19 protein-coding genes are annotated in these 22,310 nt (G+C 70.1%); 10 read left to right on the top strand and 9 right to left on the bottom strand.

Translation table 11 applies throughout. The features are described from left to right. Positions 1-131: 131 nt before the first annotated feature. Positions 132-1,445: a GGDEF domain-containing protein gene (locus tag DFP85_RS10760; RefSeq protein WP_133636289.1), complete on the top strand. Its 1,314-nt coding sequence runs from the start codon at positions 132-134 to the stop codon at positions 1,443-1,445. On the opposite strand, the gene trxC is transcribed toward DFP85_RS10760, so the two are convergent. Next, the gene (gene trxC / locus DFP85_RS10755; RefSeq protein ID WP_133636288.1) at positions 1,360-1,797 is read right to left on the bottom strand and encodes a thioredoxin TrxC; all 438 of its coding nucleotides are present in this window, start codon (positions 1,795-1,797) and stop codon (positions 1,360-1,362) included. The two genes, DFP85_RS10760 and trxC, sit on opposite strands and share 86 nt — an antisense overlap. Before the next feature lie 158 nt (positions 1,798-1,955). Here trxC and DFP85_RS10750 point away from each other — a divergent pair, with 158 nt between their 5' ends. Next, positions 1,956-3,755 (top strand): ABC transporter transmembrane domain-containing protein, encoded by a 1,800-nt coding sequence (locus tag DFP85_RS10750; protein WP_133636287.1) that lies wholly within the window; start codon positions 1,956-1,958, stop codon positions 3,753-3,755. 14 nt (positions 3,756-3,769) lie between these two features. Here the strand turns inward: DFP85_RS10750 and DFP85_RS10745 are convergent, their stop codons facing one another. From DFP85_RS10745 to DFP85_RS10720, 6 genes are all read right to left on the bottom strand, one after another. Beyond that, a complete protein-coding gene (locus tag DFP85_RS10745; protein ID WP_133636286.1) occupies positions 3,770-6,175 on the bottom strand; it encodes a DNA polymerase II in 2,406 nt (801 codons plus the stop codon). 5 nt (positions 6,176-6,180) lie between these two features. Further along, positions 6,181-6,483, bottom strand: coding sequence for a DUF1294 domain-containing protein (locus DFP85_RS10740; RefSeq protein WP_133636285.1), 303 nt, complete (start codon positions 6,481-6,483; stop codon positions 6,181-6,183). Further along, positions 6,480-7,250: a metallophosphoesterase gene (locus DFP85_RS10735; RefSeq protein ID WP_133636284.1), complete on the bottom strand. Its 771-nt coding sequence runs from the start codon at positions 7,248-7,250 to the stop codon at positions 6,480-6,482. The genes DFP85_RS10740 and DFP85_RS10735 overlap by 4 nt, the downstream gene beginning before the upstream one ends. Positions 7,251-7,394: 144 nt before the next feature. Continuing rightward, a complete protein-coding gene (locus tag DFP85_RS10730) occupies positions 7,395-7,709 on the bottom strand; it encodes a cupin domain-containing protein (protein WP_133636283.1) in 315 nt (104 codons plus the stop codon). Positions 7,710-8,177: 468 nt separating this feature from the next. Then, positions 8,178-9,554, bottom strand: coding sequence for a metal-dependent hydrolase family protein (locus DFP85_RS10725; protein ID WP_243737274.1), 1,377 nt, complete (start codon positions 9,552-9,554; stop codon positions 8,178-8,180). Positions 9,555-9,865: 311 nt separating this feature from the next. Continuing rightward, positions 9,866-12,583 carry a cation-transporting P-type ATPase gene (locus tag DFP85_RS10720; protein WP_133636281.1) on the bottom strand — a complete coding sequence of 906 codons (2,718 nt, stop codon included), beginning with the start codon at positions 12,581-12,583 and terminating at the stop codon, positions 9,866-9,868. 226 nt (positions 12,584-12,809) lie between these two features. On the opposite strand from DFP85_RS10720, the gene DFP85_RS10715 reads away from it, so the two are divergent. From DFP85_RS10715 to DFP85_RS10680, 8 genes are all read left to right on the top strand, one after another. Beyond that, complete coding sequence (locus DFP85_RS10715; protein ID WP_133636280.1) at positions 12,810-13,706, top strand: NAD(P)-dependent oxidoreductase; 897 nt, start codon at positions 12,810-12,812, stop codon at positions 13,704-13,706. Further along, positions 13,703-14,467, top strand: coding sequence for an SDR family oxidoreductase (locus DFP85_RS10710; RefSeq protein ID WP_133636279.1), 765 nt, complete (start codon positions 13,703-13,705; stop codon positions 14,465-14,467). Before DFP85_RS10715 ends, DFP85_RS10710 begins: the two co-directional genes overlap by 4 nt. Before the next feature lie 84 nt (positions 14,468-14,551). Further along, positions 14,552-15,406, top strand: coding sequence for an AAA family ATPase (locus tag DFP85_RS10705; protein WP_133636278.1), 855 nt, complete (start codon positions 14,552-14,554; stop codon positions 15,404-15,406). A 3-nt stretch (positions 15,407-15,409) separates the two neighbouring features. Continuing rightward, positions 15,410-16,600 carry a vWA domain-containing protein gene (locus DFP85_RS10700; RefSeq protein ID WP_133636277.1) on the top strand — a complete coding sequence of 397 codons (1,191 nt, stop codon included), beginning with the start codon at positions 15,410-15,412 and terminating at the stop codon, positions 16,598-16,600. Positions 16,601-16,717: 117 nt separating this feature from the next. Next, positions 16,718-17,353: a hypothetical protein gene (locus DFP85_RS10695; protein ID WP_133636276.1), complete on the top strand. Its 636-nt coding sequence runs from the start codon at positions 16,718-16,720 to the stop codon at positions 17,351-17,353. Then, on the top strand, positions 17,350-18,105 hold the full coding sequence (locus tag DFP85_RS10690; protein WP_133636275.1) for a DUF3307 domain-containing protein: 756 nt from the start codon (positions 17,350-17,352) through the stop codon (positions 18,103-18,105). The genes DFP85_RS10695 and DFP85_RS10690 overlap by 4 nt, the downstream gene beginning before the upstream one ends. A 150-nt stretch (positions 18,106-18,255) precedes the next feature. Next, positions 18,256-19,977 carry a proline--tRNA ligase gene (locus tag DFP85_RS10685; protein ID WP_133636274.1) on the top strand — a complete coding sequence of 574 codons (1,722 nt, stop codon included), beginning with the start codon at positions 18,256-18,258 and terminating at the stop codon, positions 19,975-19,977. Beyond that, positions 19,913-20,650, top strand: coding sequence for a lytic transglycosylase domain-containing protein (locus tag DFP85_RS10680; protein ID WP_424955091.1), 738 nt, complete (start codon positions 19,913-19,915; stop codon positions 20,648-20,650). Before DFP85_RS10685 ends, DFP85_RS10680 begins: the two co-directional genes overlap by 65 nt. A 2-nt stretch (positions 20,651-20,652) precedes the next feature. Here DFP85_RS10680 and DFP85_RS10675 read toward each other — a convergent pair whose 3' ends face one another. Then, positions 20,653-21,747, bottom strand: coding sequence for a PqqD family protein (locus DFP85_RS10675; RefSeq protein WP_166644634.1), 1,095 nt, complete (start codon positions 21,745-21,747; stop codon positions 20,653-20,655). Between the two features lie 95 nt (positions 21,748-21,842). Continuing rightward, the gene (locus DFP85_RS10670; RefSeq protein ID WP_133636272.1) at positions 21,843-22,157 is read right to left on the bottom strand and encodes a hypothetical protein; all 315 of its coding nucleotides are present in this window, start codon (positions 22,155-22,157) and stop codon (positions 21,843-21,845) included. Positions 22,158-22,310 lie beyond the last annotated feature (153 nt).

The raw sequence follows: 22,310 nt of genomic DNA, 5'->3' as shown, positions 1-22,310 counted from the left end.
GTCGCCATGCTTCCCCGGTATCGCTGCCGTGTGCGCAGGCACCGACGGCAGGACTTCCATAAGAACACCCACTCAAGGGAAGCGGACGGCCGTAGTCATCAAGACGGGCGCCGTCCCTCAAGGAAGTACGAATGGCCACCAACGCAGGGGATGGCAACGAGCTGGATTGGCGTGGGGAGTTCCGGGACGCCGCCCGGGAGGCCCTGTTCCGCCGCACCATGCAGGCCCATGACGCCTGCCAGCTGCGTCATGCGCTGGTGGTGGCCGCCGGGCTCTTCCTCGCCTTCAGCCTGACGGACTTCAGCCTGCTGGGCACCAGCGACGCCTTCATGGTGCTGCTGGCCATGCGCGCCACCGTCGCCACGAGCTTCCTGTTGCTGGCCCTGGCGGTATGGCGGCGCCCCTCCCTGGCCCAGGCGCCACTGTCGATCAACCTCGTCTGCCTGCTGGCCGTCAGCGGCCTGCTGCTCACCATCCCCCTGCGGCCGGATGGCGTCATGACCAACCTCGCCTCCATCGTGGCCGCCAGCATGGCCCTCTACCTCTTCATTCCGAACCGTCTGCCCTGGATGCTGGCCAGCAATGCCTACCTGATCGGCGGCTTCCTCGCTTCGGTGGTCGTGTGGTCACCGCTGCCCGGCGGGGTCCTGGTGAACAGCCTGCTGCTGCTGGGCTTCGTCAACCTGCTGTGCTGGCTGACCGTCTCCCGCATCCACCGGCTGCAGCGCGCCCAGTTCGCCAGCCTGCTGGAGGAACGCTCGGTCAACCGCCGGCTGAAGGAGGAGATCGGGGAGCGAAACCAGCTGGAGCAGCGCCTGCGCCATATGGCCAGGACCGATGAGCTGACGGGGATCACCAATCGCCGGCGCTTCTTCGAGCTGGCCGAGCAGGAGCGCCGCCGGGCCCACCGCGACGGCACCCCCCTGTCGCTGTGCATGGTGGATGTCGACTACTTCAAGGCCATCAACGACGTGCATGGCCATGCCATCGGCGACCTGGCGCTGACGGTGGTCGCCGCCCGCTGCCAGTCCGTCCTGCGCGAGAGCGACATCATCGGCCGCTATGGCGGCGAGGAGTTCGTGATCGCCCTGCCCCTGGCCAACCTGATCACCGCCAGGGAGGTTGCCGAACGCCTGCGTGAGGCCGTATGTCGCCGTCCCCTGGAGGTCAAGGGCGTGGCGCTGGAGCTGACGGTCACGGTAGGCATCAGCCGGGTCGACGATGGCGAGACCAGCCTCGACCCGGGTCTCCTGCGCGCCGACCGGGCCCTCTATGCCGGCAAGGAGAGCGGGCGCAACTGCGTGGTGGTGACGCCCCAGGGCCCCGAGCTGACCCTGCTGGAGAGCGTGCCGGCGGGTGTCACGCCAGGTGCGGTTCGAGCCACTGCCTCAGCTGCGGCCCCTGCAGCACTCCCGGCTGGCGGGCGACTTCCCGGCCGTTCCTGAACACGATCAGGGTGGGAATGCTGCGGATGCCGAAACGCGCCGCCAGCGCCTGCTCGGCCTCGGTATCGAGCTTGGCGAAGCGCAGGCGGGGCTCGAGCTCCCGGGCGGCCTCGGCGAAGATCGGCGCCATCATCTTGCAGGGCCCGCACCAGCTGGCCCAGAAGTCCACGACCACCGGCAGTTCGCTGCGCTCCACCAGGGCAGGGAAGTTGGCCGCGTTGAGCGCCACTGGCTCGCCGGTGAACAGCGCCTGCTTGCACTTGCCGCACTTCGGCCCGTGGCCGAGGCGCGCCCGGGCGACGCGATTGGTGGCCCCGCAGTGGGGGCAGCCCAGGGTCAGGGAATCGGCCATCTCGCTCTCCATCCGGAAAGGGTTTCCCGCACTATGCTGGCGACCGGCGGGCGCTTCAAGCGGCATCGCGTCGCAGGCTGCCGCGCCCCGCCATGCAGTGACCTCCCCGGGCTGCTATCGTCGCGGCAATACCTCCCGTCCAAGCCGCCGAGACCTCCATGGCATCCCGACCCGACCCCCGCGTGCTGCTGCGCCTGCTGACCCTGCTGCGCCCCTACCGCTGGCGCCTGGTGCTGGCCGCCCTGGCGCTGCTCGCCGCCGCGGCCAGCGTGCTGCTGCTCGGCCAGGGGCTGCGCCTGGTCATCGACCAGGGGTTTCTGGCCGAGGACCGCGCACGACTCGACCAGGCCCTCGGCCTGATGCTCGCGGTGGTGGCGGTGCTGGCGATGGCCTCGGCGCTGCGCTACTACCTGGTCACCTGGATCGGCGAGCGGCTGGCGGCCGACCTGCGGCGCCGGGTCTTCGACCACCTGCTCGACCTCGAGCCCGGCGTCTTCGAGGGCAGTGCCGGGGAGAGCGGCGGCGCCGGGGAGATCGCCTCGCGACTGACGGCGGACACCAGCGTGCTGCAGAGCCTGTTCGGCTCGTCGATCTCGCTGGCCCTTCGCAACCTGCTGATGCTGGTCGGGTCGGTGGCGCTGATGCTGGTGACCCAGCCATGGCTCTCGGCCATCGTGCTGCTGGGCATCCCCGCCACGGTGCTGCCGATCCTCTGGTTCGGGCGCCGGGTGCGACGCCTCTCGCGCTTCAGCCAGGACCGGGTGGCGGAGCTCGGCCGCTATGCCGGGGAGGCCCTGGCCGGGATCCGCACCGTCCAGGCCTTCACCCACGAGACGCAGGATCGCCGGGCCTATGGGGCACGGGTCGAGGAGGCCTTCGCCACCGCCGTGGCCCGTACCCGCCAGCGCGCCTGGCTGACGGGCATTGCCATGCTGGCGGTCTTCGCCGCGGTCGGCATGATGCTGTGGCAGGGCGGCCAGGCAGTCCTGGCCGGCAGCCTGAGCGCCGGGGAGCTCTCGGCCTTCGTCTTCTACGCGGTGCTGGCGGCGGGGGCCGTGGCGACCCTGGCCGAGGTGGCCGGCGACGTGCAGCGCGCGGCGGGCGCCGCGGAGCGCCTCCTGGAACTGCTGGATACTCGCCCGGGCATCACGCCACCCCCTCATCCGCGCCCCCTGCCCGAGCCGCTCTCCGGGGAGATCCGCCTGGAGGCGGTGAGCTTCACCTACCCGGGCCGGGAGACCCCGGCGCTGGATGCCCTGGACCTCACCATCCGTCCGGGGGAGCGGGTGGCGCTGGTCGGCCCCTCCGGGGCCGGAAAGAGCACCCTGCTCTCGCTGCTGCTGCGCTTCCATGATCCCGGCGCCGGCACCCTGCGCCTGGACGGCATCGACCTTCGCGACCTGGATCCGCGAGAGCTGCGCCATGCGCTGGGGCTGGTGGCCCAGGAGCCGGTGCTCTTCACCGGCAGCGTGGCCGAGAACCTGCGTTTCGGCCAACCCACGGCCAGCCTCGAGGAGCTGCGCCGGGCCGCCGGGGATGCCAATGCCCTGGGCTTCATCGAGGCCCTGCCCCAGGGGTTCGACACCTCGCTCGGCCCCGGCGGCGTGCAGCTCTCCGGCGGCCAGCGCCAGCGCCTGGCCATTGCCCGGGCGCTGCTCAAGGCGCCCCGGGTGCTGCTCCTCGACGAGGCCACCAGTGCCCTGGACGCGGAGAGCGAGCGGCTGGTGCAGCAGGCCCTGGACCGGCTGATGGTGGGCCGCACCAGCCTGGTGATCGCCCATCGCCTGGCCACCGTGGTTGCCGCCGACCGCCTGCTGGTGCTGGACCAGGGCCGGCTGGTGGCCAGCGGCCGCCATGAGGCGCTGCTCGAAGCGAGCCCGCTCTACCGCCACCTGGCCGAGCTGCAGTTCGGGCGCCACCCCGCGGCAGCCATGACCGACGCGCCTTCGCCCTCCTGAGCCGACCTGCCGGCTCAGAACAGCCCCAGCTGGCGATCGATCAGGCTCTCGAAGTCGTCGCCGACGAAGGGCAGGATGGCGTCGGCCACCGGCTGCAGCTGCCGGGTCAGGTAGTGGTCGGTATCAATGGGCGAGGAGTGAGCCTCCAGGGGTTCGGGGCCGGCTACCGTCATCACGTAGCGGATCCAGCCGCCGTTCTGGTACTGGCGCGGCCGGCCCAGCCGGTCATTTTCCGCGTCGGCGAGCCTTGCCGCCCGCACGTGGGGCGGCACGTTGCGGCGGTAGTCGTCGAGGCGGCGCCGCAGCCGCTTGCGATAGACCAGCCGCTCGTCGAACTCCCCCTCCCGGGCACGCCGCAGGAAGGCCTGTACATAGTCGCGCACGTAGTCCCGCCAGGGTTCGCCGACGAAGACCCGCCGGTAGAGCACCTGCTGGAACTCCTTGGCGAGCTCCGTCCAGTCGCTGCGCACCGTCTCGAGCCCCTTGAACACCAGCCGCTCGCTGCCATCCGCGTCCCGCACCAGGCCCGCGTAGCGCTTCTTGCTGCCCGCCTCGGCGCCACGGATGGTGGGCATCAGGAAGCGCCGGTAGTGGGTCTCGAACTGCAGCTCCAGGGCGCTCTCGAGGCCGTACTCCTCGGCCAGCTGCGCTCGCCACCAGACGTTGACCCGCGCCACCAGCCGCCGGCCGACCGCCTCGGCCTCCGCTTCGTCAAAGGGACGACCCAGCCAGACGAAGGTGGAGTCGGTGTCACCGTAGATCACGGTAACCCCCTCGGCCTCGATCAGCTCGCGGGTGCGCCGCATGATGGCGTGGCCGCGCATGGTGATCGACGAGGCGAGACGCGCGTCGAAGAAGCGGCAGCCCCGGGAGCCGAGCACCCCGTAGAAGCTGTTCATGATGATCTTCAATGCCTGGGAAAGCGGCGCATTGCCGGCACGCTTGGCGGCCTCGCGCCCCTCCCACACCCGCTCGACGATGGCTGGCAGCGCATGGCGAGTGCGCGAGAAGCGCGCGCCGCGAAAGCCCGGCACCGAGGCGGCCTCCGAGGGGTCGGCGAGCCCTTCCACCAGCCCCGCCGGGTCGATCAGGAAGCTGCGGATGATCGAGGGGTAGAGGCTCTTGAAGTCGAGCACCAGCACCGAGTCGTAGAGGCCCGGGCGCGAGTCCATGACGAAGCCGCCGGGGCTCTCGGCCCTCTCCCCCTCGCCGAGGTTGGGCGCCACCAGCCCCAGCCGATGCAGCCGGGGCAAGTAGAGGTGGGTGAAGGCCGCCACCGAGCCGCCGCTGCGATCGACGGGCAGGCCGGTCACCGTGGCGCGTTCCAGCAGGAATTCCAGCAGCTCGGTTCTGGCGAAGATCCGCGTCACCAGCTCGCAATCCCTGAGGTTGTAGCGGGCCAGCGCCGGCTTGTCCTCGGCGAACATGCGCAGGATGCCGTCGAGGCGCTGGTAGGGGTTGTCGATCGCCTTGCCCTCGCCGAGCAGCGTACGGGCGACGTTCTCCAGGCTGAAGGAGGGGAAGTGCCAGGTCGCCGAGCGCAGCGCCTCGATGCCGTCGATGATCAGCCGCCCGGCGGCCGAGGCGAAGAAGTGGTTGGGTTGGTGGCCGTGGGCTCGCCACTCCGTCTCGGCGCCGCCGCGCCCCAGCCGCAACGGCACGCCATGCGCGCGGGCATGCTCGTGCAGGATGCGCAGGTCGAACTGCACCAGGTTCCAGCCGATGATGGCGTCGGGGTCGAACTCGGCGAACCAGGCGTTGAGCCGCGCGAGCAGCCCGGCCCGGCTGTCGCAGTACTCCAGCGCGAAGTCGAGCCCCTCCGCTTCTCCCCGCGGCGGCCCCAGCATGTAGACCCGGCGCGCCCCGCAGCCCTCCAGGGCAATCGAGTAGAGCTCGCCCCGGGCGCTGGTCTCGATATCCAGCGACACCGTGCGCAGCCGCGGGCGATAGCCCGGTGCCGGCCGCAGGCGCGCCTCTGCCAGGCCTCCCTCCCCGTCCGGCGTGCCGGTCACCGTGACGGGCGCGGTGATGAAGCGCTCCATCAGGTAGCGCTCCGGGGGCCGGATATCGGCCTCGTAAAGTGACAGGCCGGCCTCACGCAGGCGGCGCTCGAGGGCAACCAGCTGGCGATGCTGCCGGCAGTAGAGGCCGAGCACCGGACGGTGATGGAAGTCGCGCAGCGCCAGCTCGCGCAGCGTGACGCCCGGCTCGCCGGCCAGCAGCGACTCGGCCCGGGTGCGCTGCTCGGCCGGCAGGAAGGCCACCGAAGGTTGCGGCGGCAGGCGCAACCTGAGCGGGCCCTCGTCGGTGGCCAGCCACAGGGTGACCTCGGTGCCCCGAGACGTCTCCTCCCAGTGCCGGGTGAGGATGAAACCGTGGCGCGCCGTGCCGTCCCGTTCTGTCCGGCGATCGCTCGACAAGGGCGCTACTCGAGGCTTGCCAGCTGGCGCAAGCCAGCAGCGGCATCCGCCGTGGCAAGCCACGCCACCAGGCCGAGGTTCAGGGCCGCACAGCCCCACAGGATGATGCCGAAGGGCTGCTTGCGGGTCTTGTGGCGAAACCAGCGCCGGGCCAGCAGGGCGCCCGGCCAGCCGCCGACGAGGGCGACAAGCTGCAGGGTCGACTCGCGGATGCGCCGATCGCCTCGCCGGGCCGCGGCCTTGTCGACGCCGTAGAGGATCACCGCCGCCAGGCTCGCCAGCAGGTAGGTACCGATGAGCAGCGTCATGGGGCGTTCACCTCGATGATCAGGTCGGGGGCGAAGAGAGGCGGGACGAACTCGTCCGGGTAGCCACCGGGGTTGGCGATGACCCGGGTGCCGCCGGACGCGAGGTCCACCGGCTCGTGGACATGGCCATGGAGCCAGAGGTCCATGCGGCCCATCAGCTGCGGCAGATGGGAGGCGAAGGCCGGCGACAGCGCATCGCCGCGGTAGCACCCCGGGATGCAGTCGGCCAGGGGCGCATGGTGGCTGATCACCACCCTCGGGCCGCTGAACGGCCGGGCCAGCTCGGCATCCAGCCAGGCCAGGGCCTCGGCATGCAGGCGGCGGCTCTCCGCCGGGGTGAACACCGCCCCCTCCGGCTGCTCGATGATACGGAAATCCGGCATCAGGGCCAGCGCCCTGGCCTCGGTGAGTGCCGGGTCATGTTCCGGCTGGCCGGCATAGAGAGCGAAGTCGGTCCATAGCGTGGTGCCGTGAAAGCGCACGCCGTCCAGGGTCAGCGAGCGGTTGTCCAGCAGGTGGATGCCGAGCCGTGCGGCCTCGGCGGCCAGTTCCCGTCGCAGCACGGACATGCCGGTGCCGTAGAACTCGTGGTTGCCGGGGACATAGAGGATCGGGGTGCCGGCAAAGCGCTCCGCTGCCCAGCCGAGCCCCTGGAGGCCGGCGTGGATGTCGCCGGCGAGGATCACCGCATCGGCGCTGGCCTCCGGCAGTTCCGGTGGGCTGTCGAAGTGTTCCAGGTGCAGGTCGGAGAGAAGCCTCAGGCGCATCGTCGGTTCCCTGTGCAGCGAGCCATCCGCGCCAGTGTGAGGCACGGACCGGACGAACACTAGCGTCCGCTCGGCACCTGGCGGCCGCTCCTTGCGCCCCGCCGGCTACGTCGCCAAGGGTCGCGGGCCTTGCCGACGCCGGCCTCAGTCGTAGTGAACCGCCAGCCAGATGGTTGCCTCGTCCGGGGCGGTCCAGGCGACACGATGCCGGCGGTGGGCGGGAATCGTCAGGTGGTCGCCCGGGCCGAGCGTCACCGACTCGCCATTCTCGAAGGCCACCACGCCCTGGCCCTTGAGCACCAGCACCCACTCGTGGCGCGGCTGGTCGTACCAGCCGGTGTCGGGCGAGGTGTGGCCGCGCGACACGATGCGCTCCACCGTCACCCCGCGGCCGCTCACGACCTCATCGTACCGCTCCTCGGCAAGGCCTTCGGGTATCGCCTCGAACAGGTTCGCCATCGACTGCCGCTCCTGGAGATGGGCGATCATGCGCCAACGCATGACCGGAGTATGACTGGCACCATTACCATGACCCTAGCAGCCTGACTGCCATGAGTGCGCCCTCGCCTTTCAAGCACGCAAAAAAAAGGCCCCCCGAAGGGGACCAGTTGGAGCACGCCAGCTCACTCGGTGAATCGCCACTCTGCCTCGGCGATCATGCCTGACTACTTGCGAAGATCGGGCCAACAATTTTAAAGTTTTTTAAAATACAAATGGTTATGTAATTATCGAGGTGTTTAGCCTCTCCTCCACCCGGCGGCCGCCATGCGGCACTGCACCATCCGGGCGCCCCCCAGGCGCGAAATGCGCCATGGCGAGGCGGGCGGCCGGGTCAGAAGCGCCAGCCCTCCGCGTCGGCATGGGCCTGGGACGCCAGACCCAGCGCGGCAAGCCCCAGGGCCAGGACCAGTGGAAGCCGCCGAGCCTTCATGAGCCTTCTCCCAGGCGGTCCTTGTGGATGCGGCCGCCCTTCATGATCAGCCGCAGGTTGCGCTCCGGATCGTGAAGGAAATCGAGGTCACGGCTCAGGTCGCCGTCCACCACCAGCAGGTCGGCCAGGGCGCCGGGCGCGATGCGCCCCAGGGTGCCGGGATAGGGATTGCGCGGGCCCGAGAGCGCGAGCAACTCGCCGTTGCCCCCGGTGGCCATGGCCAGCACGGTCAGCGGGTCGTAGAAGCGGGTGAGCTTGGCCAGGTGGCGCAGCTGGTTCGGCGTGTTCTGGGGGCTGAAGAGGATATCGGTGCCCCAGGCCGTCTTGACGTCGAAGCGCCGGGCCATCTCGTAGGCGCGCACCGTGCCCTCGGTGACCTGGCGCTGGGTCTCACGACGCGCCTCGTCGGGATAGACATTGGCATCCTCGTCCTGCAGGAAGGGCTGCAGGCTCCACCAGGCGCCCTGCCCGGCCATCATGCGCACGCTCTCCTCGTCGGCCAGCTGGCCATGCTCGATGGAGCGCGCCCCGGCGCGCAGGGCGCGCTGGATGCCCCGCGGCGTATAGACGTGCACCGTCACGTAGGTGCCCCAGTCCTCGGCGGCTTCCACCGCGGCGCGCAGCTCGCGCTCGGTGAACTGGGTGCTGTCCAGGGGATCGTAGGAGGAAGCCACCCCGCCGCCAGCCATCAGCTTGATCTGGGAGGCGCCGAGCATCAGCTGCTCCCGGGTGCGCCTCAGCACCTCGGCCTCGCCGTCGGCGATCGCCGCCACCCCCTGGCGCTCCTGCTCGCTGAGCGGCGTCGTGGTGCCACGGGGCACCTCGTGGCGCAGGCGAAAATCGCCATGGCCCGACGTCTGGGAGATCATGGCGCCGGCGGGAAAGATCCGCGGGCCGGCGACGATGCCCTCGTCGATGGCGCGCTTGAGCGCGAAGGAAGGGCCCCCAACGTCGCGCACGCTGGTCACCCCGCGCATCAGGGTGCGCTCCGCCTCCCGGGCCGCCACCAGGTGCACGTAGCCCACATCGGCGGTCATCGCCGCCACCTGGGTGATGGCGGCAAGGGTGGTGTGCCAGTGGGCATCGATCAGCCCCGGCATCAGCACCCGCCCGCCGCAGTCGATCACCTCGGCCCCCTCGGCGTCGGCATCACCGGGCAGGAGGGCCGCGATGCGTCCCTCCTCCACCCGCACCGCCACGTCATCTCGCGGCGGCGAACCGCTGCCGTCGAACAGGCGCAGGTGGGTCAGCAGCAGCGGTCCCTCGCGCTCCCGTGGCTTCTCACCCACCGCGGAGGGGACGTGAAGGCCGGCGAAGAGCGCCAAGACGGCGGCCGTCCCGCCCAGGAAGTGGCGGCGACTGATCTCCGCCATCATGCGCTCATGGAAACGCTGCAGAAGCGGTGAGCCGCAGCAGCAGGGGCCGTGGGCGTGATGAATCACAGGCGCAAGTGGCGGCAAGGGGCGAGCGTCAGGCGGCATGAGAAATTCCTTGTCTGGGTGGCCGGTCGGTGCCGCCTCGACTGGCAGGCATGGTGTATCAGCGGGATGTGGCCGCGCCATGGAGTTGGCGGCAGACCTTGAGAGGCATCAAGGCTTGCCACGTATTTCTCTAGTTCTCATGAAATTAGCCCGGAATCCTGGCCGGTGCCATGGGCAATGCCTCCCTCGCCGGCCTCGCCCCTTCACGCCCCGGGAGCGCCTCGCTCACGCCGCCTGAAGAGGGCCTTTTCCAGTTCCACCAGGGCGAAGAGCACCACGCCGAAGGCCAGGATGCCGGCCCATTCCATCGCACCCAGAGGTGCGGTGCCGAACAGGAACTGCAGCGGTGGCGCATAGGTGAAGAGCGCCTGCAGGATGACCAGCACGCCCACGGCGAGTAGCACCGCACGGTTGCCCAGCAGGCCGGCGCGGTTGCAGGCCGGCTCGAGGATATAGCGGCTGTTGAAGAGGTAGGCGACCTCCCCCATCACCAGGGCATTGATGGCCACGGTCCGGGCGAGCTCGATCTCGACGCCCTGCTGTTCCATCCACAGGAAGTGGCCGAAAGTCCCCGCCAGCAGCAGCAGGGAGACGAAGCCCACGCGCCAGATCAGGAAGCCCGAGAGGATCGGCGTGCCGGGATCCCTTGGGCGGCGGCGCATGACGCCGGGCTCGGCGGGTTCGAAGGCCAGGGCCAGGCTCAGGGTCACGGCGGTGACCATGTTCACCCACAGCACCTGGGCCGGCAGCAGCGGCAGGGTCATGCCCAGCAGCACGGCGGCCAGGATCGTCAGCGCCTCGCCGCCGCTGGTGGGCAGGATGTAGAGAATGGCCTTGCGCAGGTTGTCGTAGACCGTACGCCCCTCCTCGACGGCGTGGGCGATGGAGGCGAAGTTGTCGTCGGCCAGCACCATGGCGGCCGCTTCCCGGGCGGCCTCCGAGCCCTTGATGCCCATGGCGACCCCCACGTCGGCGCGCTTGAGGGCCGGTGCGTCGTTGACGCCGTCGCCGGTCATGGCCACCACCTGGCCGCTCGCCTGGAGAGCGCGCACCAGGCGCAGCTTGTGCTCCGGCGTGGCGCGCGCGAAGACATCCACCTCGCACACCAGGCGCTCGAGGTCCGCATCGGAGGCCTGCTCCAGAGCGTGCCCCGGGATCACCCCGCCCGCGGTGGCAATGCCGAGCTCGTCGGCGATGGCCCGGGCGGTGACCGCGTGGTCACCGGTGATCATCTTCACCACTATGCCGGCCTGCTGGCACTGCTTGACCGCGGCGATCGCCTCCTCACGGGGCGGGTCGATAAGGCCGCACACCGCCACCAGGGTCAGGCCCCCCTGCTCGACGTCGGGAAAGGTCAGGGTGCGCTGGTTCGCGTCCACCCGCTTGACCGCCACCGCCAGCAGCCGCTGCCCGCGGGCGGCGACCGCCTCCATGCGCCTCTCCCAGGAGGGCCGGTCGAGCGGGCGGTCGCCCTCCCCGGTGCGTTCATGGTCGCAGACGGCCAGCACGCGCTCGGGCGCCCCCTTGAGGTAGAGCAGGCCATGATCCCCCTGGTGGTGCTGGTGGAGGGTGACCATGAACTTGTAGAGGGACTCGAAGGGGATCACGTCGGCACGGGGATAGCGCCTGGTGACCTCCCGGACATCCAGCCCCGCCTTGAGCCCGGCGACCACCAGCGCGCCTTCCGTGGGATCGCCCTCCAGCTGCCAGCCACCGTCCCGCTGCTGGAGCTCGGCATCGTTGCACAGCAGGATGCCCTCAAGCGCCTCGGCCAGCACCGGGTAGTGCGCGACCTCCACCGCCTCGCCGGCGCGACTGAAGCCACCCCGGGGCTCGTAGCCGACTCCGCTGACCTCGAAATGCTCCTCGGCGGTGAGCAGGGTCTTCATGGTCATCTCGTTGCGGGTCAGGGTGCCGGTCTTGTCGGTGCAGATGGTGGTGACCGAGCCCAGGGTCTCCACCGCCGGCAGGCGGCGGATGATGGCGTTGCGCACCGCCATGCGCTGCACGCCGATGGCCAGGGTGATGGTCATGATCGCCGGCAGGCCCTCGGGGATGGCCGCCACTGCCAGGCTGACGGCGGCCAGGAAGGTCTCCACGAGGTCGTAGTCGCGCACCCCGTAGCCGATAGCGAAGGTGATGACGGCCAGCACCACGATGGCGCCCGACAGCCAGCGCCCGAAGGTGGCGATATCGCGCAGCAGCGGCGTGGTCAGGGTCTCCACCTCGCCGAGCAGCGTCGAGATATGTCCGATCTCGGTGTTCGCGCCGGTCTCCACCACCATGCCTCGTCCCTGGCCGAAGGCCACCAGGGTGCCGGAGAAGGCCATGCAGCGTCGGTCGCCCAGGTCGGCATTCGCGTCCACGGCCGCGGTCTGCTTGTCCACGGCCACCGACTCGCCGGTGAGCATCGCCTCGTCGATGCGCAAGTTGTGGCTTTGCAGCAGGCGCAGGTCGGCAGGCACCCGGTCCCCGGCCTGGAGGAACACCAGGTCGCCGGGTACCAGCTCCTCGGCGGGGACCGTGCGCCGTTTCCCGTCGCGCAGCACCTGGGCCCGGGGCGAGAGCATGCCGCGGATCGCCTCCAGGGCCTGCTCTGCCTTGCCCTCCTGGAGGAAGCCGACGATGGCGTTGATCAGCACCACCCCCAGGATCACGCCGGTATCGACCCAGTGCTGCAACACAGCCGTGCCCAGCGCGGCGGCCAGCAGCACATAGATCAGCACGTTATGGAACTGGCGCAGAAAGCGACGCAGCGGGCCGCTGCGGTGCGGTGCCGGCAGGCGGTTGTGGCCATGGCGCGCCAGCCGATCCGCTGCCTGTTCGGCGGTCAGGCCCCGTTCAGAGGCCTCGAGCCCGGCGAGGACCGCGTCGGGCGCCTGGCTGTGCCAGGCGGGCTCGCGGCGAGCTTCCCCGCTCATGGCGAGGGCTCCAGGCGCGGGTTGGCGCGCTTCTCCGATGGCCTCTGGCGCTGCTGTCGCTGCATGGCACCTCTCCCTGTCGAGATCTTGCCTTCCCCGGCCCTGGCGCCGGCCCCGCCCTCCTTCGCTTCTCGCACATTCCCGCCGCGCCCGACAAGCCGAGTTGCCGAAAAACCCGTCCATCACGCATGCTGCCTCTCCCGTCCACTTCGCCAGGAGACCCTCCATGACCCAGCCTCGCCTCGGCTTCATCGGCATCGGCCTGATGGGCACCCCCATGACGCGCCGACTGCTGGCCGCGGGATTCGACGTGACCGTATGGAACCGCACCCCCGCCAAGGCCGCCCCCCTGGGCGAGGCCGGCGCCCGGGTGGCCGGCTCCATCGCCGAACTGGTGGAGGGAGTCGACGTGGTACTGCTGTGCCTGGCCAACACCGCCGTGGTCGAGGACGTGGTGTTCGGCGACGGAGGCGTGGCCCAGCATGGCCGTGCCGGACAGCGGCTGGTCGACCTCTCCAGCAGCGACCCCGCCTCGACGCGTGACTTCGCCGACTGGCTCGAGAGCGAATGCGGCATGCGCTGGGTGGATGCGCCGGTCTCCGGTGGCGTCGCCGGCGCCGAGGCAGGCAGCCTGGCCATCATGTGCGGCGGCGACGCCGAGGATATCGAGGCGCTCCGGCCGCTGCTCGCGCCCCTCTCCGCCCGGGTGACCCACATGGGCCCCGTGGGCAGCGGCCAGGTGACCAAGGTCTGCAACCAGATGGTGGTCGGCTGCCAGGCGGCGGTGCTGGCCGAGATGGTGGCGCTCGCCGAGGCGAGCGGCGTGGACGCCACCCGGCTCGTCGAGGCGCTCTCCGGCGGCTTCGCCGATTCCAAGCCCTTCCAGATCCTCACCCCGCGCATGGCGACGAGCGACTTCGCCGACCCGCCCTGGCACCTGCGTACCCTGCTCAAGGATCTGGACATGGCGGTGGCCCAGAGCCAGCGCAGCAACAGCGCCACCCCCATGAGCGGCCTGGCCGCCCAGCTGATGCGTGCCCACGCCAGCCGCGGCCACGCCGGGCACGACCCGGCGATCCTGGTGGAGGCCTACCGCCTCCTCGGCGAGGGAGATGAGGCATGAGCGCGCCCAGGGTGGTCTACCTCACCGGCGGCGCCCAGGGGATCGGCCTGGGCATCGCCGAGCACCTGCTGGCCCGCGGCGACTGCGTGGCGCTGACCGACATCGACGCCGAGGCGCTGGCCGAGTGCCGCGAGCGCCTCGGCCAGGCCGACCGCCTGCTGGCCATGGTCGCGGACGTGCGCGACGAGACCCGGGTCGCGGAGAGCCTCGAGGCGACGGTGGCACGCTTCGGCCGGATCGACGGGGTGATCCACAATGCCGGCCTGGCCGACCCCTTCCAGGGCCCGCTGGAGTCGCTGCCGCTCGAGACCTGGCAGGCCTACCTCGACACCAACCTCACCGGGGCGATGCTCTGCGCCAAGCATGCCGCCCCCCACCTGCGCGAGAGCCGTGGCGCCATGGTGCTGATGGCCTCCACCCGGGCACTGCAGTCGGAGCCCGATACCGAGGCCTATGCCGCCAGCAAGGGCGGCGTGGTGGCGCTCACCCATGCCCTGGCGGTGAGCCTGGGCCCCGCGATCCGCGTCAACGCCATCAGCCCGGGGTGGATCGAGGTCGGCGACTGGCAGAAGGCCGCCAACCGCGTGCCTGTCGAGCATCGCGACATCGATCGCGACCAGCACCCGGTCGGGCGCGTCGGCCGCCCCGAGGATATCGCCGCCATGGCGGCCTTCCTGCTCTCCGACGAGGCGGGCTTCATCACCGGCCAGAACCTGGTGGTGGACGGCGGCATGACCCGCCGGATGATCTACGCGGAGTGATGCGCCGGCAGGATTTGTCGCCTCCTGCCCCCTTCCGTACACTCGTTTGACTTTCCCCATCTGCGATCTGCCGAGGCATCACCCATGGCGTTTGATTCCACTTCCACCTACGTGGCCACCGAGGCCCTCAAGCAGGCGGTCAACGCCGCCGTGACCCTGGAGCGCCCGCTGCTGATCAAGGGCGAGCCGGGCACCGGCAAGACCCTGCTCGCCGAGGAGCTTGCGGCATCATTAGGCACCGAGCTGCACACCTGGCATATCAAGTCCTCCACCAAGGCCGCCCAGGGGCTCTACGAGTACGACGCGGTGAGCCGCCTGCGCGATTCCCAACTGTGCGTCGAGGGCGTGGAGAACGTCGCCAACTACATCAAGCCCGGCAAGCTGTGGGAGGCCTTCAGCGCGGACGAGCGGGTGGTGCTGCTGATCGACGAGATCGACAAGGCGGACATCGAATTCCCCAACGACCTGCTCCAGGAGCTGGATCGCATGGAGTTCCATGTCTACGAGACCGGCGAGACAATCCGGGCGAAACACCGCCCGATCATCGTCATCACCTCCAACAACGAGAAGGAGCTGCCCGACGCCTTCCTGCGCCGCTGCTTCTTCCACTACATCGAGTTTCCCGACCGCGAGACCATGCAGGCGATCATCGACGTGCACTTCCCCGAGATCGCCCCGACGCTGGTCGGCGAGGCACTGGAGGTGTTCTTCGAGCTGCGCCAGGCGCCGGGCCTGAAGAAGAAGCCCTCGACCTCGGAGCTGGTGGATTGGCTGAAACTGTTGATGGCCGACGACCTGGCCCGGGAGGCGCTCTACCAGCGCGACCCGGTGAAGGCGATCCCGCCGCTGGCCGGCGCCCTCGTCAAGAACGAGCAGGATACCCAGTTACTGGAGCGGCTGGCCTTCATGATGCGCCGCCAGGGCAACCCGAGGCGCTGACCCATGTTTATCGGCCTGTTCGAGACCCTGAAGCGTGCCGGGGTGCCGGTATCGCTGCGCGAGCTGCTCGACCTCCATGCGGTGGTGGCGCGTGGCGTGGTATTCGCCGACATGGAGGCCTTCTACCGCATCGCCCGCACCGTGATGGTCAAGGATGAGCGCCACTTCGACCGCTTCGATCGCGCCTTCGCCGCCTGGTTCGAGGGGCTGGAGGACATGGATGCCGCCATCGAGGCGCTGATCCCCGACGACTGGCTGCGCCGCGAGTTCGAGAAGCAGCTCTCCGAGGAGGAGAAGGCGCAGATCGAATCCCTGGGCGGGCTGGAGAAACTGATCGAGACCTTCAAGCAGCGCCTCGAGGAGCAGAAGGAGCGCCACGCCGGCGGCAACAAGTGGATCGGCACCGGCGGCACCAGTCCCTTCGGCGCCTACGGCTACAACCCCGAGGGCATCCGCATCGGCCAGGAGGGCTCGCGCCATCGCCGGGCGGTGAAGGTCTGGGACGAGCGGCGCTTCCGCGACTATGACGACTCCCTGGAACTGGGCACCCGCAACATCAAGATGGCGCTGCGCCGGCTGAGGAAGTTCGCCCGCCAGGGGGCGGCGGAGGAGTTCGACGTCGACGCCACCATCCGCGAGACCGCTCGCGATGCCGGCCTGCTCAACGTCCAGATGCGCCCGGAGCGCCATAACGCGGTGAAGGTGCTGCTGCTGCTCGACGTGGGCGGCTCCATGGACGACCACATCCGCACCTGCGAGGAGCTCTTCTCGGCGGCGCGCTCGGAGTTCAAGCACCTGGAGGCCTACTACTTCCACAACTGCCTCTACGAGGGGCTATGGCGCAGCAATTCCCAAGACCAGGCCAGGCGCCTCAATGAGCGCATCCCGACGATGGACGTGCTGCATACCTATGGCGATGACTACCAGGTGGTGATCGTCGGCGACGCCGCCATGTCGCCCTACGAGATCACCCACCCCGGCGGCAGCGTCGAGCACTTCAACGACGAGGCCGGCGCGGTGTGGCTACAACGCCTGACGGACAAGTTCCCACGCCTGGCCTGGCTCAACCCCATGCCGCGCCGCGCCTGGGAGTTCACCCACTCCACCCGGCTGATCCGTGAGCTGATCGACGACCGCATGTACCCCATGACCCTCGAGGGACTCGAGAGCGCCATGCGGGAGCTGGCCCGGTAGGCCCTATATAGCCCTTAGAGGCTTTATATAAAGAATATAGCCATTAAGGGCTATCAGGGTGACAAATAGCCCTGAAGGGCTATACTAGAGACACGTCCCGAAGGAGGGAGGAAACCCATGCCACAGCACATCGCGGTGCTGACCGGCGACGTGATCGACTCGCGCAAGGTCGAGGACCGACCTCGCCTCTACCGGCTGCTGGATGAGAGCCTGGCCGAGCTGGCCTCCCGGCATGGCGGCCACGGCGAACGCTTCCGGGGCGACGGCTTCCAGCTCGCCCTGCCCCGGGCGGCGCCGGCCATGGAGGCGGCCGTGGCCTTGCGGGCGGCGCTGATCGAGCACTCCGAGCCCGACCAGCGCTGGGATGCCCGTATCGCCGTGGCGGTCGGGCCGGCGGAGCGCGGCGTCGCGGCGGCCGACGGCGCCACCTTCGTCGCCTCGGGGCGCGCCCTGGATGCCCTGGCCGATACCAGCGCCCACCTGTCGCTGACCCGGCTCGAGGCACCCGAGGACCCCGGCCTCGCCCTGCTTATCCGCTTCATCGACGACCTGCTCGACGGCTGGTCATCCTTCTCCGCCGAGGTCGTCGGGCTGAGCCTGCGCCATGACGCCTCCCAGCAGGCCCTGGCCGAGCGCCTCGGCATCCGCCAGCCCAGCGTGCACAAGCGCCTGCGCGCCGCCCGCTGGGCCCTGCTCTCCGACACCCTCGACTACCTGCGACAGCGCCTCGCCGACGAGGAGGGAACGCCATGAGCGCCGATGCCCTGTCGCTGCTCATGGGCCTGGTACTGGCCCACCTGGTCGGCGACTTCCTGCTGCAGCCCCGGCCCTGGGTGGAGGAGCGCTACCGGCTGCGCCACCGCTCGAAGCACCTGCTCCAGCATGCCGGCCTGCACGGCCTGCTCGCCGGGGGCGTGCTGCTGGTGGCGAGTGCGGCCATGCCCCGGGGCCTGGCCGGGGTGCTGCTCGGCGCCCTGACGGTGGCCGCCAGCCACTGGTTGATCGACCTGGCCAAGGCCCGGTTGCCGGCCGGCGAAGTGCGCTGGTTCCTGCTCGACCAGGCCGCCCATCTGCTGGTGCTGCTGGGGCTCTGGCTGGCCTGGCTCGCCAGCCTGGCCCCGCTGCGCGAGCTCGCCGCCTGGCTCACCTCGCCGACGGTGCTGGGGATGGCGGCCGCCTACCTGCTGGTCACGCGACCGCTCTCGATCGCCATCGCCCTGGTCATGCAGCGCTGGAGCGAGCAGCTCGAGGAGACCGGTACCCTGGCCAGCGCCGGGGCGCGCATCGGCGTGCTGGAACGGCTGCTGGTGCTGACCCTGGTGCTGCTGGACCAGCTCACCGCGGTCGGCTTCCTGCTCGCCGCGAAGTCGGTGCTGCGCTTCGGCGACCTACGCGACTCCCGCGACCGCAAGCTCACCGAGTACGTGCTGCTCGGCACCCTGCTCAGCGTCTCCACCACCCTTGTGCTGGGCATGCTGGTGCGCCTGCTGCTGCTCGAGGGCTGACCGGGCCGACGGCCCCGGCCCGCCGAACCGGGAAGACACAAGCTTTTGCCGCCCCGGACGGCGGGCCGTACAATGCTCGGTCATTGCCGCCGCCCTTTGCGGCCCCGCTTCCGTCACCCGCACGAACACGCTCGAGGAACCGCCGGACCCATGCGCGCTAGCCAACTGTTGATCGCCACCCTGAAGGAAACCCCTGCCGACGCCGAGGTCGTCAGCCATCAGCTGATGCTGCGTTCGGGAATGATCCGCCGCCTCACCTCCGGTCTCTACACCTGGCTGCCGCTGGGCCTCAAGACCCTGCGCAAGGTGGAGCGCATCGTGCGCGAGGAGATGGATCGCGCCGGCGCCCAGGAGGTGCTGATGCCGGCGGTGCAACCCGCCGAGCTGTGGCAGGAGTCGGGCCGCTGGGAGCAGTATGGCCCGGAGCTGCTGCGCCTCAAGGACCGTCACGAGCGCGACTACTGCGTCGGCCCCACCCACGAGGAGGTGATCACCGACCTGGTGCGAAAGGAGATCGCCAGCTACAAGCAGCTGCCGGCCAACTTCTACCAGATCCAGACCAAGTTCCGCGACGAGATCCGGCCGCGCTTCGGGGTGATGCGCTCCCGCGAGTTCATCATGAAGGACGCCTACTCCTTCCATGTGGACGAGGCCTCGCTGATGGAGACCTACCAGGTGATGTATGACGCCTATGTGCGCATCTTCACCCGCCTGGGCCTGGACTTCCGCCCGGTGATCGCCGACAACGGCGCCATCGGCGGCACCGGCTCCCACGAGTTCCACGTGCTGGCCGACTCCGGCGAGGACGATATCGTCTTCTCCACCGAGTCCGACTACGCCGCCAACATGGAGAAGGCCGATGCGCTGCCCGCGCCGCTGGGCAGCGACCTCCAGCGCCCGGCCCCCGGCGAGGCGCTGCGGCTGGTCGACACTCCGAATGCCCGCACCATCGCCGCCCTGGTGGAGCAGCATGGCCTGCCCATCGAGAAGACCCTCAAGACGCTGATGGTCCACGCCGCCGAGGGCGGCCTGATCGCCCTGCTGGTGCGCGGTGACCACGAGCTCAACGAGGTCAAGGCCGAGAACCTCCCCGAGGTGGCTACCCCGCTGACCATGGCCAGCGAAGAGGAGATCCGCGCCGCGGTGGGTGCCGGCCCCGGTTCGCTCGGCCCGGTGAACCTGGACATGCCGATCATCATCGACCGCTCGGTCGCCCTGATGAGCGACTTCGGCGCCGGCGCCAACGTCGACGGCAAGCACTACTTCGGGATCAACTGGGAGCGCGACGTGGCGCTGCCCCCGGCCTATGACATCCGCAACGTGGTCGAGGGCGACCCCTCGCCGGACGGCAAGGGCACGCTTTCCATCAAGCGCGGCATCGAGGTGGGCCACGTCTTCCAGCTGGGACGCAAGTACAGCGAGGCGATGAACGCCACCGTGCTCGGCGACGAAGGTCGTGCCGTGCATCCCTGGATGGGCTGCTATGGTATCGGGGTGACGCGCGTGGTGGCCGCCGCCATCGAGCAGAACCACGACGACGCCGGCATCATCTGGCCGGATGCCATCGCCCCCTTCCAGATCGCGATGGTACCGATGAACGCCCACAAGTCGCAGCGGGTGCGCGAGGAGTCCGAGCGGCTCTATCAGGCCCTCACCGCCGCCGGCTTCGAGGTGCTGCTGGATGACCGCGACCTGCGCCCCGGCGTGCGGTTCGCCGACCACGAGCTGATGGGCATTCCCCACCGCCTGGTGGTCGGCGACCGCGGCCTGGACAAGGGGGAACTGGAGTACAAGGGACGCCGTGACAGTGACGCAACCATGGTACCGGCCGAGAAGATCCTCGACTTCCTGGGCGAGAAGGTCGCTCGCTGAGGGCGGCCGGGCCGCCGCCCTGGCGGCGGCCTGCTCCCTCTTCACCACCACCGCGCTGGCCCAGGGTGACGGGGACTTCATCGCCGCCCTGCCCGCCTCGCTCGCGCCCGAGACGCCTGCACCCGTCGTGCGGGCCCTGCCGGAGGCCCCCGCCAGCCTGCGCGGCACCCTCGACAGCATCCGCGGAGCCCCCGTTGCGCCCGCCGAGATCTGGGCCGCCCGCCAGTGGCTCAACGACATGGAGCCGCGCCTCGCCCGCTACCTGCCGGACCCGGCACGGCGTCGCGACCTGCTGGGACGCATTCACCATGAGGCACGGCTGGCCGGCCTGGCACCAGAGCTGGTGCTGGCGGTGATCCAGGTGGAGAGCGCCTTCCAGGCCGAGGCCGTCTCCTCGGCAGGCGCCGTGGGCCTGATGCAGATCATGCCGTTCTGGATCCGCGAGCTGGGCCTGCCTGCCGACGACCTCAAGGACCCACGGCGCAACCTGCGCTATGGCTGCACGATCCTCGCCCACTACCTGGCCGTGGAGGACGGTGACCTGACCCGGGCGCTGGCCCGCTACAATGGCAGCCTGGGCAAGACCTGGTACCCGGAGCGGGTGATGCGGGCCCTGGCCCGCCACTGGTCGCCGGCGAGTCCCGCCCCGCTGCGCACCACCGCCGAGCGCTGAGCTCAGGCCGGGGCGACCAGCTCGGCCTCGGCCATCTCTCCCAGCAGGGCCCGAAGGTCCTTCTCGATCGTCTCACGGGACGCCATGGTGTAGTGCTCGGCCAGCAGGCCGGCCAGCTCCTCCGCCGACATCGCCTCCTCGCAGAGCAGGCCCCAGACCAGCCGTCCGGTGGCGTTCAGCCGGTGGATGGCCCCGTCCGGCAGCTGGATCAGGAAGAGCTCGTCGTCCAGGGGATAGTCATGCACCGAGGCGCTCGCCCGCCAGGGGAGGCCGGCCGCCACCGGCGGCGACACCCCTCGGCTCACGGCCCGATGGACTGTCAGGGATGCTGCCGGCCCCCCGCCGGACACCTGCGACTCGGCCAGCAGCCGGCGCGCCGCCGCCAGCGGCTCCCCATAGCGCAGCAACCGGCAGGGCAGCGACTCCATCAGCGGCAGGAAGCGCGCCATCAGCGCCTCGCTGGGCCGGTCATGGGCAAAGTTCTGACACAGCAGCTGCAGCAGTCCCTCGCCCGGCGCCAGGTCAATCAGCTCAGGCTCACGCACGGCGTCGTCACGTTCCAGCAGCACCAGTGCCCCCAGGGGGAGGCACTCGCCGTGGCGCGCCAGTTGCCCGTCGGGCAGGGCCAGGAAGCGATAGCGGTCATCCTCCGGCCCGGCATGTCGCGCGGCAAAGGCATGCAGTTCGGGGGCCAGGCTTGCCGGCAACGGCAGGCGCAGGCGAGGCGCGATGCCCAGCGCCATCCCCTCACCCGCCGGGGTGAGGGCCAGGACGTCATCGCCGAAGACCCGCTGGCCGGCAGCCGCCAGCGCCGCGGTCAGGGTGCTCTTGCCGGCCCGATGAGACTCGGGGAACAACACCAATTGCCCGGCAATCTCCACCGCACCGCAGTGCAGGCCGACGAGCTGCCGGTGGCGGGAGAAGAAGCCCTCGACCAGGTCGGCGACCAGGCTGCTTGCCGCAGAGACGGAGGTCGACAGGAACAGTGCCTCGTCGAGGACCGGCGAGTGCTGGCGATACCCCGCCTCATCGTGACACAGGCGGAGCGAAGGGGCGGGCCCGGTGGCATCCACGGCCGTGACTGGCCAGCCCGGCATGGCCGACGTCAGGGCCTCCTGCACGTCCGGACACCCCGTCAGCCGCAGCGCTCGGCCGAGGCCTGGCAGGCAGAGGTCCCACGACAGACCCGGCATCACCAGCGACTGGGCCGCAGGGAGATGACCAGCCGAATGCCGTCACGATGCGCGTCGTGACGACGGTCATCACGATGGGGGTAGCGGTCACGACGGCTGTGGTAGTCACGATATGGGTGGCGTTCCCTGCCACTGGGCCGGGAATAGCTCGGGCGGGAATGGCTCGGACGCGAATAACTCGGGCGTGACCCGGCCTGGGCCTGGCCCAGGCTGAACAGGGTCGGGGCCACATAGGCCCCGGCGAGGCCTGCGCCCAGGGTGGCGAGCAGACGACGCCTGCGGCGGCGTGTCGCGTCTGACAGGGAATCGTTCATGACGGGTCCTCCAGTTATCGAACACCGTTCATGATAGGCATGACACCCCCCTCGCCTCCAGCCTCAGCCCCTTCCTCGAGCGTCGTTCCCGCCTTCTTTCACGGAAGGTGCACAATGCAGACGAAAAAAAGCCGACCCAAGCGGGTCGGCTAC

The organism is Halomonas ventosae (genome assembly GCF_004363555.1).
In the GTDB taxonomy this organism is placed as follows: Bacteria; Pseudomonadota; Gammaproteobacteria; order Pseudomonadales; family Halomonadaceae; genus Halomonas; species Halomonas ventosae.
Note: the sequence above shows the minus strand (reverse complement) of the source record. Positions and strands in the feature narration are given on the sequence as shown.